This window comes from Stenotrophomonas sp. KH_052 (assembly GCF_057838755.1).
The window spans coordinates 4,112,361-4,126,824 of the sequence record NZ_CM174475.1 but is presented as its reverse complement, the minus strand read 5'-3'; the positions used below and the strand labels follow the sequence as shown (position 1 = coordinate 4,126,824).

At 66.9% G+C, this 14,464-nt stretch carries 10 protein-coding genes; 9 read left to right on the top strand and 1 reads right to left on the bottom strand.

The window, feature by feature from the left end; genetic code table 11:
* Positions 1-206: 206 nt before the first annotated feature.
* Complete coding sequence (locus tag AC3ITW_RS18840) at positions 207-2,180, top strand: LTA synthase family protein (RefSeq protein ID WP_012512133.1); 1,974 nt, start codon at positions 207-209, stop codon at positions 2,178-2,180.
* Positions 2,181-2,309: 129 nt separating this feature from the next.
* Here AC3ITW_RS18840 and AC3ITW_RS18835 read toward each other — a convergent pair whose 3' ends face one another.
* Positions 2,310-3,248, bottom strand: coding sequence for a carbohydrate kinase family protein (locus tag AC3ITW_RS18835; RefSeq protein ID WP_006392776.1), 939 nt, complete (start codon positions 3,246-3,248; stop codon positions 2,310-2,312).
* 283 nt (positions 3,249-3,531) lie between these two features.
* Between AC3ITW_RS18835 and AC3ITW_RS18830 the strand changes: the two genes are divergently transcribed.
* The 8 genes from AC3ITW_RS18830 (at position 3,532) to AC3ITW_RS18795 (ending at position 14,400) form a co-directional block, all read left to right on the top strand.
* Positions 3,532-4,578, top strand: coding sequence for a rod shape-determining protein (locus AC3ITW_RS18830; RefSeq protein ID WP_005419402.1), 1,047 nt, complete (start codon positions 3,532-3,534; stop codon positions 4,576-4,578).
* 121 nt (positions 4,579-4,699) lie between these two features.
* On the top strand, positions 4,700-5,923 hold the full coding sequence (gene mreC, locus AC3ITW_RS18825) for a rod shape-determining protein MreC (RefSeq protein ID WP_012512132.1): 1,224 nt from the start codon (positions 4,700-4,702) through the stop codon (positions 5,921-5,923).
* Positions 5,920-6,405, top strand: a complete 486-nt coding sequence (gene mreD / locus AC3ITW_RS18820; protein ID WP_006392642.1) for a rod shape-determining protein MreD — start codon at positions 5,920-5,922, stop codon at positions 6,403-6,405. Before mreC ends, mreD begins: the two co-directional genes overlap by 4 nt.
* A gap of 3 nt (positions 6,406-6,408) precedes the next feature.
* Positions 6,409-8,484 carry a penicillin-binding protein 2 gene (mrdA, locus tag AC3ITW_RS18815; RefSeq protein ID WP_012512131.1) on the top strand — a complete coding sequence of 692 codons (2,076 nt, stop codon included), beginning with the start codon at positions 6,409-6,411 and terminating at the stop codon, positions 8,482-8,484.
* A complete protein-coding gene (gene rodA, locus AC3ITW_RS18810; RefSeq protein WP_012512130.1) occupies positions 8,481-9,593 on the top strand; it encodes a rod shape-determining protein RodA in 1,113 nt (370 codons plus the stop codon). The genes mrdA and rodA (AC3ITW_RS18810) overlap by 4 nt, the downstream gene beginning before the upstream one ends.
* Positions 9,594-9,862: 269 nt before the next feature.
* Positions 9,863-10,918 carry a rod shape-determining protein RodA gene (rodA, locus tag AC3ITW_RS18805; RefSeq protein ID WP_232053977.1) on the top strand — a complete coding sequence of 352 codons (1,056 nt, stop codon included), beginning with the start codon at positions 9,863-9,865 and terminating at the stop codon, positions 10,916-10,918.
* 1,068 nt (positions 10,919-11,986) lie between these two features.
* Positions 11,987-13,132 (top strand): lytic murein transglycosylase B, encoded by a 1,146-nt coding sequence (gene mltB / locus AC3ITW_RS18800; RefSeq protein WP_006392401.1) that lies wholly within the window; start codon positions 11,987-11,989, stop codon positions 13,130-13,132.
* Positions 13,129-14,400 (top strand): septal ring lytic transglycosylase RlpA family protein, encoded by a 1,272-nt coding sequence (locus AC3ITW_RS18795; RefSeq protein ID WP_100435234.1) that lies wholly within the window; start codon positions 13,129-13,131, stop codon positions 14,398-14,400. The genes mltB and AC3ITW_RS18795 overlap by 4 nt, the downstream gene beginning before the upstream one ends.
* The last annotated feature ends 64 nt before the right edge of the window (positions 14,401-14,464 follow it).

Genomic DNA, 14,464 nt, shown 5'->3' with positions numbered 1-14,464 from the left:
GTGTATTGTGCGCGATCACTGCGCTGGACTGTGTCTGGCGGGATGCCCGGCCGGAGCTGAGGCCGGGGGCGGTTGGGGAACCGCTGCCGACGACTGTCGTGGCCTGATCGGGCGCTGGCGATGGTGTCAGGTAACACGTTGGTCGATGTAGCCCGCTGCCAGGGACGCGGCGAGGGTCTCCGTTGTTCCATTCCAGGATTCCTTTCATGCCTCGAGCTGTGCTGCTGTCGTTGTACCGGCGTCTGTGTCCGATCGCCGCCTTCTTCCTGTTTGGCCTGGTGGCCCTGTCGCTGTCGCGGCTGGGGCTGGCGCTGTGGCATGCCGCGCGGGTCAGTGCTGCCGACGGTTGGTCCACGATTTTCCTGCAGGGACTGCGTGTGGACGTGTCCACGCTGTGCCTGCTCTTTGGCATCCCGGCAGTGCTGTCGCTGCTGTTGCCGGTCGAAGGACGGTTGGGCCGCGCCTGGAGGCATGTCCTGCGCGGGTGGCTGATCGTGGCAAGCGTGCTGCTGGTGTTCATGGAACTGGCCACGCCAAGCTTCATGGCCGAGTACGGCCTGCGGCCCAATCGCTTGTTCCTTGAGTATCTGATCTACCCCGAAGAAGTCGGAATGACGCTGCTGCGGGGGCATCTGCTGGCGGTGGTGATCGAAGTGGTCGCCGTGATCGTGCTGTGCTGGGCGCTGTTGCGTGGCTCGCGTCGCTGGGTGGAAACCCGCCCGGCGGCCGTGGCCGAAGCCGGGTGGCTGTGGCGATTGCCGCTGGCGGTGCTGGTGCTGCTGCTGGCGGCGATGGGTGTGCGTTCGAGCCTCGGCCATCGGCCGTTGAATCCGGCGCTGGTGGCGTTCTCCACCGACCCCACCGTCAACGTGCTGCCACTCAACTCGCTGTACACCGTCGGCTATGCGGCGCGCCAGCTGGCCGCCCGCAGCGAGACCTCGCGCATCTATGGCGAGCTGCCGCTGGCGCAGGTGGTCGACGAGCTGCACGCGACCAGTGGCCTGCCTGCCACGGCGTACGTGTCCGAGGCGCTGCCGAGCCTGGCATTGCGTCCACCGCTGCACCAGGGCAAGCCGCGCAACCTGGTGATCGTGCTGGAAGAAAGCCTCGGTGCACAGTTCATCGGCAGCCTTGGCGGGAGGCCGCTGTCGCCGCATTACGACCGCCTGAGCAAGCAGGGCTGGGCGTTCGAGCGGCTGTATGCCACCGGTACGCGTTCGGTGCGCGGGATCGAAGCGGTGCTGACCGGCTTCCCGCCGACCCCGGCCGAATCGGTAGTCAAGTTGCCGGCCAGCCGCCAACGCTTCTTCACCCTGGCCGATGTACTGGGCCGGCATGGCTACGACACCGGCTTCTACTACGGCGGCGAAAGTCACTTCGACAACATGCGCGAGTTCTTCCTCGCCAATGGCTTCACCCGCATCGTGGATCGCAAGGACTACCGCACGCCGACGTTCGTCGGATCATGGGGGGCATCGGACGAGGATCTGTTCAACCGCGCCGATGAGCAGTTCCAGCAGTTGAATGCGCAGGGCAAGCCGTTCTTCGGCCTGGTGTTCACCTCCAGCAACCATGATCCGTTCGAGTTCCCGGACGGCCGCATCGAACTGTACGAGCAGCCCAAGCAGACCCGCGACAATGCAGCCAAGTACGCCGATCACGCGCTGGGAGAATTCTTCCGCAAGGCGATGGCCTCACCGTACTGGGAAAACACCGTGTTCCTGGTGGTGGCCGACCATGACTCGCGCGTGTTCGGCAAGGACATGGTGCCCATCGCCAACTTCCATATCCCGGGCTTGATCCTTGGCGGCGGCATCGAACCGCGGCGGGATACCCGCATCGTCAGCCAGATCGATCTGGCGCCGACGCTGCTGTCGCTGCTGGGCATCGCCGACCCCACGCCGCTGGTGGGCCAGGACCTGACCGACATGCGGCGGCTGCAACCGGGCCGCGCGCTGATGCAGTACGACCGCAACCTGGCATGGATGGAGGGCAACGACGTCGCCATCCTGCAGCCGGACAAGCCGGCGCAGGGATTCCGCTACGACCCGGCGACCGATCAGCTGCAGCCACACCCACTGCGGCCGGAGCTGGCACGGCGCGCACATGCCTATGCCATGTGGGGCACGCTGGCTTACGAGAAAGAGCTGTACCGGTTGCCGGAGAAAGCCAAGCCCTGAGCCGGAAGGTAGCGCCGGGCCATGCCCGGCGAGCGCACAGCGCGGGCGACGTCCGGCAATATCTGATTGGAAAGCCGCCGGGCATGGCCCGGCGCTACCGGAATCTCCGCTGTCGCGCGGGCAATTCGCTTACGCGTTCAACGCGTAACCGAACTGCTGCTTGAACTGCTCGTTGAACTCTTCGAAGGTGAAACGCTGGTTCTGGGTGCCCGGGTGCTCCACCTTCAGCGCGCCCATCAGGTTGCCCATGCGGCCGATGGTCAGCCAGTCGTAGCCCTTCTGGATGCCGTAGATCAGGCCGGCGCGGAAGGCGTCGCCACAACCGGTCGGGTCGACCACGCGGCGCTCGTGCGCCGGCGGGATGTCGTAGCTCTTTTCCGGGGTGTGGATGACCGCGCCCTTCGGGCCACGGGTGGTGATGTAGGCCTTGACCCGGCTGACGATCTCCTTCTCGTCCCAACCGGTGCGTTCCTGCAGCAGGTTCGACTCGTAGTCGTTGACCACCACGTAGTCGGCCTGGTCGATGAAGGCGCGCAGCTCCGGTCCGTTGAACAGCGGCATGGCCTGGCCCGGGTCGAAGATGAACGGGATGCCGTCTTCGTGGAATTCCTGCGCGTTCTGGATCATGCCTTCGCGACCGTCCGGGCCGACCAGGCCGAGGGTCACGCCGGGCACGCCACGCACGTGGTTCTCGTAGGAACGCATCATCGCGCCTGGATGGAAGGCGGTGATCTGGTTGTTGTCATGGTCGGTGGTGATGAACGCCTGCGGGGTGAACAGCTCATCGATCACGCGCACGCGGGTCAGGTCGATGCCCAGGCCTTCGAAATACTCGCGGTACGGGCCGAAGTCCGAACCGACGGTGCCCATCGGGATCGGCTGGCCGCCCAGCAGGTGCAGGTTGTAGGCGATGTTGCCGGCGCAGCCACCGAACTCGCGGCGCATGCGCGGCACCAGGAAGGACACGTTCAGGATGTGCACCTTGTCCGGCAGGATGTGATTCTTGAACTGGTCCGGGAACACCATGATGGTGTCGAAGGCAAGAGAACCACAGATCAGAGCGGACATCGATGTAAGCCTATGCGGTGAATTTTGGGGTGGGCCGGCCCGGTTCAGCAGGCAAGCAAACGGCGCCCTTGGGCGCCCGACGGCGCAAAGGTTACCCGCTGGTGCCGCTCAGGGCCAGAACCGGGTGATGCCCGATCGGGCCGAAAGCCTGTCAAGGCGCGGGTTCAGCTAGTTTTTTCCTTGCTCGGCGGCAGGCGGGTTGCTAGGCTTGTCGGCCTCGATTTCTGCCCATTTTTTCGCCATCCCGCGGCGGGCACGACACCCCTCAGGACTCCTTCCTCAGATGTTCAAGAAACTCCGTGGCATGTTCTCCAACGACCTGTCCATCGACCTGGGCACGGCCAACACCCTCATCTACGTGCGCGGGCAGGGGATCGTGCTGAACGAGCCGTCGGTGGTCGCAGTGCGTCAGGATCGCGCCATCGGTGGTACACGCTCGGTGGCAGCCGTCGGCGCCGAGGCCAAGCAGATGCTGGGCCGTACCCCGGGCCACATCACCACCATCCGCCCGATGAAGGACGGCGTCATCGCCGACTTCACCTATACCGAGGCGATGCTCAAGCACTTCATCAAGAAGGTGCACAAGTCGCGCGTGCTGCGCCCGAGCCCGCGCGTGCTGGTCTGCGTGCCGGCCGGCTCGACCCAGGTCGAGCGCCGCGCGATCAAGGAATCGGCCGAGGAAGCCGGCGCCCGTGACGTGTTCCTGATCGAAGAGCCGATGGCCGCCGCGATCGGCGCCGGCATGCCGGTCACCGAAGCCCGTGGCTCGATGGTCATCGACATCGGCGGCGGCACCACCGAAGTGGCGGTGATCTCGCTCAACGGCATCGTCTACTCGGCCTCGGTCCGTATCGGCGGCGACCGCTTCGACGAGTCGATCACCAACTACGTGCGCCGCAACCACGGCATGCTGATCGGTGAAGCCACCGCCGAGCGCATCAAGGTCGAACTGGGCTGCGCCTACCCGCAGGCGGAAGTGATCGAGATGGAAATCTCCGGCCGCAACCTCGCCGAGGGCGTGCCGAAGATGATCAAGATCAGCTCCAACGAAGTGCTCGAAGCCCTGCACGAACCGCTTTCGGGCATCGTCAGCGCGGTCAAGCTGGCGCTGGAGCAGACCCCGCCGGAACTGTGCGCCGACGTCGCCGAGCGCGGCATCGTGCTGACCGGTGGTGGCGCCCTGCTGCGTGACCTGGACCGCCTGATCTCCGAGGAAACCGGCCTGCACGTGCAGGTGGCCGATGACCCGCTGACCTGCGTGGCCCGCGGTGGTGGCCGTGCACTGGAGCTGGTCGACATGCACGGCAACGAGTTCTTTGCGCCGGAGTAAGCCGTCCCGGCTGCCTGCGCCCGCAGCGCCCCACCGGGGTGCGGCCCGCCATGATGGTGGGTCGGCACCGGCGGGGCGTCCGCGTGTTTCCCCTCCGCCTTCTGCCAGTTGAATCGTTGCCGTGCCGCCCTACGCCGGACCTCCCGTCGCTTCCCGATCCGGTGATGCCGCCAGCCCGCTGCGGCTGCTGGCTTACCTCGCGCTGGCCATCACCCTGATCGTGCTTGACGACCAGGCCGGCTGGCTGGCGCGCCTGCGCGGGCAGGCCAACAGTCTGGTGCAGCCGGTGTGGGCACTGGCCGGCCTGCCCGGCAAGCTCGGCAACCAGGTCAAGGACTCTGCAGCCAGCCACAGCCAGTTGGTGACCGAGAACCGCGAACTGCGCAACCAGCTGCTGCTGGCCAACGCCCGCCTGACCCGGTTGCAGACCGCCGCGCTGGACAACGCCCAGCTGCGCGAGCTGCTGAACGTAGCCGAGCGCAGTGGCCTGGACGTGCAGCTGGCGCCGATCCTGGACATCGACCTGGACCCGGTGAAGCAGCGCCTGGTGCTGGATGCGGGCAGCCGCGAAGGCGTGCACGTCGGCCAGGCCGTGATCGATGTCGGGGGCCTGATGGGCCAGGTGATCAGCGTCACCGGCAGCACCTCAACGGTGCTGCTGCTGACCGACCCCGACCATGCGGTACCGGTCACCGTGGCCCGCAACGGCGTTCGCCTGATCGTCTATGGCCGCGGTGACAAGCTGGAACTGCGCGACATCCCGCTCAGCGCCGGCGTGGAAGTGGGCGACGAGATCGTCACCTCCGGCCTCGGCGGCCGTTTCCCGGCAGGCTTCCCGGTCGGCACCATCACCGGCCTGCGCCCGGACGACACCCATGCCTTCCTGGTCGGCGAACTGAAGCCGGCGGCACAGCTCGACCGTGGCCGCGACGTGCTGCTGCTGCGCCCGGGTGCGGCGATCCGCATTCCGCCGGAACTGCGCCTGCAGCTGGAAGAGACCGCCCCGGGTGGCCCGGCGGCGGGCGGAACTGTGCCGGCGGCAACCGCACCGGCCACCACCACGCCGGCACCCGCACCTGCAACGCCTGCACCGACTGTGGGCCGGTCACCGGCTCCGTCCGCGTCGCCGACGGTGGCCCCGGCATCTCCAGCCAGCTCCACGGTAGTGCCGGCCGCTGGCCGGCAGCAATCCCCGTCTGCGACGAGGAATGCTGCCCCCGCATCTTTCCTTAACCCCGCGCCTGCGGCGCGCCCCCTTGAACAACAAGGGGGCTCCACTCCAGCCAGCGCTCCGGTAGTGCCGGCCGCTGGCCGGCAACCGACCACGCCGGAGGCCCAGCGATGAGCCGCCTGCGCGACAACCCCTGGGTGCTGCCGGCCAGCCTGGTAGTGGCCCTGCTGCTGGGCCTGCTGCCGTTGCCGGCGCTGCTGCAGCCGCTGCGTCCGTACTGGCTGGCGCTGGTGCTGGCGTACTGGGTGATCGAAGCGCCCGAGCGCGTCGGCCTGGGCATCGCCTTCGCCAGTGGCGTCATCGCCGATCTGCTGTACGGCGGCGTGCTGGGAGAACAGGCGCTGCGGCTGGTGATGCTGGCCTTCATCCTCCAGCGCTTCCGCGCCCGCATCCGCTTCTTCCCGATGTCGCAGCAGATGCTCGCCATTGGCGGCCTGCTGTTCAACGACCGCATCGTCAGCGCGCTGGTCCACATCGTGGTGGATGAGCCGACCCTGCCGTGGTCGTACTGGTGGGCGCCGCTGCTGGGCATGGGCCTGTGGCCGCTGGTGTTCGTGCTGCTGGACGCGGTGCGTTTCGGCAAGCGCGGGCGCTGAGCCATGATTCCGCGCCGCCAGGTCAAGAACCCGCACGCCGAAGCCGAGCAGTTCCGCCGCCGCGCGGCGCTGGGTTTCCTTGGCGTGCTGGTCTGCCTGCTGGGCCTGGGCGGCTGGTACTTCAAGCTGCAGGTGCTGGACCACGACGTCTACGCCACCCGCTCGGAAGCCAACCGCATCAAGCCACGGCCGGTAGTGCCCGGGCGCGGCATGATCTACGACCGCAACGGCCGCCTGCTGGCCGAGAACGTGCCGGCCTTCCGCCTGGACGTGACCCCGGACAAGGTCAAGGACATGGATGCCACCCTGGAAGGGCTGGCGAAGATCATCAGCATCAGCCCGGAAGAGCTGGAAGCATTCGACAAGTCGCGCAAGGCGCGCCGCAAGTTCCTGCCGGTCACGCTGAAGCTGCGCATGAGCGACGAGGAGATGGCGCGCTTCGCGGTCGATCGCTGGCGTTTCCCCGGCGTCGAGCTGGAACCCTATCTGACCCGGCGCTACCCGTACGGTGACCTGTTCGCGCACATCATCGGCTACGTCGGCCGCGTCGATGAAAAGGATCTGGAAATCCTCGGCGAGGGCAATGCAGCCCTGACCCACATCGGCAAGTCCGGGTTGGAGCGCTATTACGAGCAGCAGCTGCGCGGCAAGGTCGGCTACGAACAGGTCGAGACCAACGTACAGGGCCGTGCGATCCGTACCATCGGCCGCGTCGCCGCGCAGTCCGGCGCCGACCTGCGGTTGTCGATCGATGCCGACCTGCAGCGCGCAATGGTGGCCGCCTTCGGCGAACAGGAAGGCTCGGCCGTGGCGATGGACCCGCGCACCGGAGAGGTGCTGGCAATGGTCAGCCTGCCGTCCTACGACCCCAACCTGTTCGTCAACGGTATTTCCCATGCCGACTTCAAGGCGCTGAACGACAACCCATCACGGCCTCAGTTCAACCGCCTGGTGCTGGGTGGCGTCGCTCCCGGTTCTACCCTGAAGCCGCTGATCGGCCTGGCCGGCCTCGATTCGGGCGTGCGCCGGCCCGAAGACAAAGTGCTGTCCACCGGCATGTTCTACCTGCCCGGCACCTCGCGTGGCTGGGGTGACTCGCACCGCGGCGGCCATGGCTGGACCGACCTGCGCAAGTCCATCGCGCAGTCGGTCAACACCTACTACTACAAGCTGGCGCTGGACCTGGGCATCGAGCGCTTCGACCATTACATGGAGTACTACGGCTTCGGCCAGCCGACCGGCATCGACCTGACCGGCGAGATCGGGGGCATCCTGCCGTCTCCGGCGTACAAGCGGAAGAGCCGCAAGGAAGCGTGGTACCCCGGCGACACGGTCAACATCAGCATCGGCCAGGGCGACTGGAAGGTCACTCCGTTGCAGCTGGCACGGGGTGTCAGTGGGCTGGCCAACGGGCAGCTGCGCACGCCGCACCTGGTGATCCAGCAACGTGCAGGTTTCGACCATGACTGGATGGCCACCGACCCGGGCGAGAGCAAGCCGGTCAGCCCGAACCCGAACAATCTGCAGGCGGTGCGCGAAGGCATGATGGCCACCATGCTGCCCGGCGGCAGCGCTGCGCGGATGGCGGCCGGCGCACCCTATACGATGGCAGGCAAGACCGGTACCGCGCAGGTCGTCAGCCGCAAGGGCACCGCCGCAGTGAACCCGAAGAGCCTGCCGATGCACCTGCGCCACCGCGCGCTGTTTGTCGGTTTCGCGCCGGTCGATCAGCCGGTGATCGCGCTGGCGATCGCGGTGGAAGGTGGTGGTTACGGCGGTGCGGCGGCCGCACCAATCGCCCGCAAGGTGTTTGATGCCTATCTGCTGGGCAAGATGCCTGAAGGCATGCAGCCGCTGGACAGCGAACGTGGCACCACTGCCATCGGTGCGACCGCATTCGACAACGAAGATGTGGGCGCGCGCCAGGCGGGCGACCTCGCCGCCGCACAGGTGGGTGAACACCAGGTGCTGGTCGGCGTGCCTGCGCCGGAGCCGGTACCTGCACCACAGCCGGGTACGCCGGCTGCCGCCGCACTGCCGGTCACACCACGCCCGACCGCCGCGGAGCCCGCGCGATGAAAGTATTCCTGCGCTGGGCCGGCGACATGCTGCGCCGCTTCTTCAGCACGCTGGACTGGGTGTTGTGCCTGGCGCTGGGCGCGTTGATGGTGATCGGTCTGGCGACACTCAAGAGCGCGGGCGGCGACAGCCTGGTGATGGCCCAGGGCGCGCGTTTCGCGGTGGGCATGGCCGCGCTGTGGGGCATCTCGCGGGTACCGATACTGCGTATCCGCTCGGCCACGCCGATGATCTATGCGATCTCGATGATTCCGCTGCTGGCAGTGTTCGTGCTTGGCACAGGCAAGTACGGTCGGCAGTGGCTGGACCTGAAATTCTTCTATCTGCAGCCGGCCGAACTGCTGAAGGTCAGCCTGCCGATGATGGTGGCCTGGTACCTGCACAAGATGCCGCTGCCGCCGCGCTTCAATACCGTGCTCGTGTCCCTGGTCATCATAGGTGTGCCGACCGGCCTGGTGATGCTGCAGCCCGACTTCGGCACCGGCGTGCTGATCGCTGCCAGCGGCGTGTTCGTGCTGCTGCTGGCCGGCTTGCCGTGGTGGTGGGTTGGCCTGGGTGTGGGTGGTGTGGCCGCGGTCGCACCGGTGGCCTGGTTCTGGCTGCTGCGGCCCTACCAGAAGGACCGCATCATGATGTTCCTGGACCCGGAGATGGATGCGCTGGGTGCTGGCTGGAACATCATCCAGTCGAAGATCGCGATCGGTTCTGGCGGCTTCGATGGCAAGGGCTGGGGCGAGGGCTCGCAGTCGCACCTGAACTTCATTCCCGAGCAGACCACCGACTTCGCGTTCTCGGTACTGAGCGAGGAATTCGGCTGGATCGGCGTGGCCACCGTGCTGGCGCTGTACCTGGTGGTGATCGGTCGCTGCCTGTGGATCGCCAGCCAGTCGCGCGATTCCTATTCGCGGCTGCTGGCCGGTGCCACCGGGCTGGCGTTCTTCGTCTACGTGCTGGTCAACGGCGGGATGATTTCCGGACTGCTGCCGGTGGTGGGCGTGCCGATGCCGCTGATCAGCTACGGCGGTACGTCGGCGGTTTCGCTGCTGGCCGGCTTCGGCTTGGTGATGGCGGTACGCAGCCACAATCCGGTACACGGCGGCTACGGGTAACACCGGCTGCGCGCTTCGCGAGCCGCCGCCGGGCATGGCCCGGCGCTACCTGCCTTCGCCTTCCCGTAGAGTCGAGCTTGCTCGACCGCTTCTGATTTCTGTAGAGCCGAGCCATGCTCGGCTCAGGGCCTGCATACACTGTACGAAAGGCAGTCGAGCATGGCTCGACTCTACAAATACAGAAGCAGCCTGACAGCTTCACGCAAGGGCGCGTTGCTACCGTGGCCCGCGTGGAATGGAAACGAATGCTTGGCGGCTGCCGTGAGGCGATGCGCACGATCGATCTGCCGTTGCTGATCGCGCTGTTGATCCTGATGGCCGCCGGCCTGGCAGTGCTGCACAGCGTGTCCGGTCCGGTAACGGGGCAGGCGGCGCGCTTTGCCGGTGGCCTGGTGGCGATGTGGTTGCTGTCGCGGGTCTCGCTGCTGCGCCTGCGCGCATGGACGCCGGCGCTGTACGCGCTGTCGATGCTGCCGCTGATGGCGGTATATGTGATTGGCACCGGCAAGTACGGGCAGCGCTGGCTCAACCTGGGCGTGTTCTATCTGCAGCCGTCCGAACTGCTCAAGCTCAGCCTGCCGTTGATGATGGCCTGGTACCTGCATCGGCAGCCGTTGCCGCCCTCGCCACGCACGGTACTCACCGCCGCGGTGCTGATTGGCGTGCCAGCGGTTCTGATCCTGATGCAGCCCAACCTCGGCACCGCCACGCTGGTGACCGCCAGCGGCGTATTCGCGTTATTGCTGGCCGGCTTGCATTGGGGCTGGGTGGCGGCGGGTGTGGCGGGGCTGGCGGTGGCCGCGCCGCTGGCGTGGTTCGGACTGCTGCGGCAGTACCAGAAGGATCGCGTGCTGACCTTCCTCGACCCGACGGCGGACCCGCTCGGCACCGGCTGGAACATCCTGCAGTCGCGCATCGCGATCGGTTCGGGTGGCTGGCAGGGGCGCGGCTGGGGGCAGGGCACCCAGGCCACACTGGATTTCCTGCCCGAGTACACGACCGACTTCGCATTTTCAGTGCTCGCCGAGGAGTTCGGTTGGATCGGCGTGGCGACAGTGTTCGCACTCTATCTATTTGTGGTCGGGCGCTGCCTGTGGATCGCGGTGCAGGCGCGCGACACCCATGCACGGTTGTTGGCCGGCAGCCTGGGGCTGGCGTTCTTCGTCTACGTGCTGGTGAACGGTGGAATGATTTCCGGCCTGCTGCCGGTGGTGGGCATTCCGATGCCGTTGATCAGTTATGGCGGGACATCAGCGGTCTCGCTGCTGGCCGGCATCGGCCTGGTGATGGCGGTACGTGGGCACCGGCCCGTGCACGGGGGATAGGGTTTCCAGCGAACGGCGCAGCCCCTCGTGGGTGGTGTCTGGGTGGTCGCGGAAAGCAGAAGCCGCGGGTGGGCCGGTCGGGTTGGGTACGCGGGGGACGCCGTGAATCCGTCCCTGGAGGCTTGGCAGCCGCATCCATGCGGCTGACACCCCCGCGTACCCAACCCGACCGGCCTCTGACAGATTTTGGCGGTCTGCCACCCACGGAGAAGAAAGAGAAGATCAAAAGCGGGTCGCGGCGCTGCGCTTGCTCGTGAACCGAGCATGGCTATGCCGGTCGTCCTGACCGGCACCCTTCGGGCCGTCGCCGTGGGCGACGTTGGCAGCGGCTCCTGCCGCTGCCTTCGGCTCCACACAAGGCAATGAAGCGCCCCGCCAGGCCGCTTTTGCTTTTGATCTTCTCTTTCTTCTCCGTGGGTGGACGCGCACGGAAACTGTCAGGGGGCGGGCGCGGTGGGTTCGCGGGACCGTTGGCGCCATGGATGGCGCCATCGAGCCCCCAGGGACGGGTTTACGGCGTGTCCCGCGAACCCACCGCGCCCGCCCCAATTACATGAGCCGCTTTTCGCGACCACACACGAGGGGCCGCGCCGTTGGCCGGAAACTTCCTGACTCTGCGCAACGCTCGTTGTGGAAGCGTTCTCACCACGATGCACGACAGCACGCCCGACGACCAAAGTCCGTAAAAAGCGTTAGCTGGTTCACACTTTTACAGCGCGTTGATCCTGATCAATGGACTTGTCGTAATCGGCCTGCACAATGACGGCCCGTTCGGCACGGCGCGCCGTCAATCGTTGCAGCGCGAGGGGGCGTCGGGCGGGAAAGCAGTACTGGTCCAACGGGTACAGGGAGCGCGGGGTACTGCCACTGGGGAGCGGCAGCCGCGCAGGTACCGACCGGATCCGGTCGCCGGTTGCGTCTGCGGGGATGGGGACGCAACCGGCAACCTCTATCTGAATGGGGAAACGGGATCACGAGGCCTTCACATTTCCCGCTGCTCGCATGCAAATCGTTGTGATTCATGGTGTTAGGGGTTTTAATTCATCCATGACCTGCTAACCTGCGACGATGATTCGACGCACTCTGGCCTGCATGCTCACCCTCGGCCTGGTCGCCTGCGCGACCCAGCCGAAGTCCCCACCGTCTTCGCCCCAGGCCAGCAGTACGCCGCGCCAGCCTGCCGCCAAGGCCCATGGCCCGGCCGAGGCCGCGCCTGAGGCCGCCGCTGCTACCGCGCCGCCGGTCGACCTCACCCCGGTCCCGTTCGAGGTCGCGCGTGCCCGCTTCGTTGCCGATACCGCCAAGCGCTATGGCCTGAAACCGGAGCAGATCAGCAACGTGCTCGACCAGGCTCAGGTGCGCCAGCCGATCATCGCCGCCATGTCGCGCCCGGCCGAACGGGTCAAGCCGTGGAACGAATATCGGCCGATGTTCATCAGCAAGGCGCGCATCGATGGCGGCCGCGCGTTCCTGGCCCAGCACCGTGCCGAACTGGATCGCGTGCAGCAGCGCACCGGGGTGCCGGCCGAAGTGATCGTGGCAATCATCGGCGTGGAAACCAGCTACGGAAAGAATGCCGGCAACCATCGCGTGCTCGATGCGCTGTACACGCTGGCGTTCTATTACCCGCGCAGTGGTGATCCGGCCAAGCTGGAGCGCGAAGTGCGCCGCGAACTGTTCTTCCGCGATGAACTGGCCAAACTGTTCGAACTGGGCCGCGAAGAGAAACTGGACATCACCACGCTCAAGGGCAGCTATGCCGGCGCGATGGGCATGGGCCAGTTCATGCCGTCCAGCTATCTGGATTACGCCGTGGACGGAAACGGTGATGGCCGCCGCGACCTGTTCACCAGCTATGACGACGTGTTCTCGTCCATCGCCAATTACTTCGTGAAGAAGGGCGGCTGGGTGCGTGGCGGCCAGGTCGCCGTGCCCGCAACGCTGGCCGCTGGGCGCGAGGAATTCAACCCGACCGAGTGGATGCCCACCTGGTCGCTGGCCGATCTGGCGCAGCGCGGCTACCAGCCGAATGCACCGGTGCAGCCGGGTGCCACCGCCACCCCGATCACCCTGGAAGGCAGCACCGGCAAGCAGTACTGGCTGGGCTTCCAGAACTACTATGCGATCACCCGCTACAACCTCTCGAAGATGTATGCGATGGCCGTGTTCCAGTTGTCCCAGGCCATCGCCGGACAGGAGCTGCCCCCGGCATGAACATCAGATGGCTGGTCCCAGGCTTGATCGTCCTCGCGCTGGCTGCCTGCAGCAGCGCGCCGAAGAAGCCGGCCACGGCCGGCCATGGCGGCAAGTCCGGCGGTACGCTGGTGCAGGGCCGTGGCTCACGCCCGGCGCATTGCCCGGAGGGCTCGCCGTATGCGGCCGCCAAGGAAGACCTCAATACCCGCGGCAACTACACTGCCGGCGGCCTGTACAAGCCGGGCGTGCGTGACAGCACGCCGGACTACATTCCCAACGTGGCCTGCATCCCCGAGCCGGAAGTGACCGCGGAAGATCGCTCGGCGATCGGCAACAAGACCCCGTACGTGGTGCTGGGCAAGTCCTACAAGGTGCTCGACGATACCCGCAACTATGTCGAACGCGGTACCGCGTCGTACTACGGTGCCAAGTTCCATGGCCGCCTGACCTCCAACCGCGAGGTCTACGACATGTACCAGTTCACCGCCGCGCACAAGACGCTGCCGCTGCCCAGCTTCGCCCGAGTGACCAACCTGGACAACGGCGAATCGGTGATCGTGCGCGTCAACGATCGTGGTCCGTTCCATGATGGTCGCGTGGTCGATCTCAGTTATGCCGCCGCCGTGCGCCTGGGCATCACCCAGCGCGGCACCGGCAACGTCGAAGTGCGCGCGCTGCAGCCGGGCGAAAGCAACCTGATGGCGCAGAAACCGTCGCGTCGCGAACGTCGTGCTGCGGAAGCGGCCGCTGCGGCAACTGCGGTGGCCAGTGCGCGGCCGGTACCGGCCGCACGTGCCGCCGCCGACAGCGACATCGATCGCCTGGTCAAGGGCCTGCCTGCCGATGGCATGCCGGCGCGTGGCCAGCCGGCCACCACCCAGGGCGTGGCCAGCACCGTGCCGGACGTGGCGGTCAGCAGCCTGCCGCCGAGTGCGCCGCCGGTGCGCGGCACCGCGCCGGCACAGGCGGTCGCTGCCAGCACCACGCCGCGCGCTGTTGCGCCGGCGCCGGTCCGCACCACGCCAGCGGCACCCAGCCTGTCGCAGCAGGTAGTGGGCGCGGTGATGGTGCAGGTCGCCAGTTTCTCCAGCCGCGACAATGCCAACCGCGCGATGGGCCAGCTCAACGCCGCCGGTATCGTCGGCGCGACCATCAGCGACATCGCCGCCGGTGGCCGCACCCTGTTCCGCCTGCGCGTTCCCGCCAGCGACCATGCCAGTGCCGCGGAACTTGCCGGCCGTATCGCCGGTCTGGGCCTGGGTTCGCCGCAGATCGTCAAGGATTGATCCGCCCGGGCCGGTGCTGCCGGCCCATGCTCCCCCGGCCTTACAATGGCCGTTACGTTCCACC

What these genes read in the sequence shown, in the direction of transcription:
- rodA (WP_012512130.1), top strand. Translation starts at nt 8,481, where the DNA reads ATGAAAGTATTCCTGCGCTGGGCCGGCGACATGCTGCGCCGCTTCTTC.
- AC3ITW_RS18795 (WP_100435234.1), top strand. Translation starts at nt 13,129, where the DNA reads ATGAACATCAGATGGCTGGTCCCAGGCTTGATCGTCCTCGCGCTGGCT.
- mreD (WP_006392642.1), top strand. Translation starts at nt 5,920, where the DNA reads ATGAGCCGCCTGCGCGACAACCCCTGGGTGCTGCCGGCCAGCCTGGTA.
- mltB (WP_006392401.1), top strand. Translation starts at nt 11,987, where the DNA reads ATGATTCGACGCACTCTGGCCTGCATGCTCACCCTCGGCCTGGTCGCC.
- AC3ITW_RS18830 (WP_005419402.1), top strand. Translation starts at nt 3,532, where the DNA reads ATGTTCAAGAAACTCCGTGGCATGTTCTCCAACGACCTGTCCATCGAC.
- AC3ITW_RS18840 (WP_012512133.1), top strand. Translation starts at nt 207, where the DNA reads ATGCCTCGAGCTGTGCTGCTGTCGTTGTACCGGCGTCTGTGTCCGATC.
- rodA (WP_232053977.1), top strand. Translation starts at nt 9,863, where the DNA reads ATGCGCACGATCGATCTGCCGTTGCTGATCGCGCTGTTGATCCTGATG.
- mrdA (WP_012512131.1), top strand. Translation starts at nt 6,409, where the DNA reads ATGATTCCGCGCCGCCAGGTCAAGAACCCGCACGCCGAAGCCGAGCAG.
- AC3ITW_RS18835 (WP_006392776.1), bottom strand. Translation starts at nt 3,248, where the DNA reads ATGTCCGCTCTGATCTGTGGTTCTCTTGCCTTCGACACCATCATGGTG.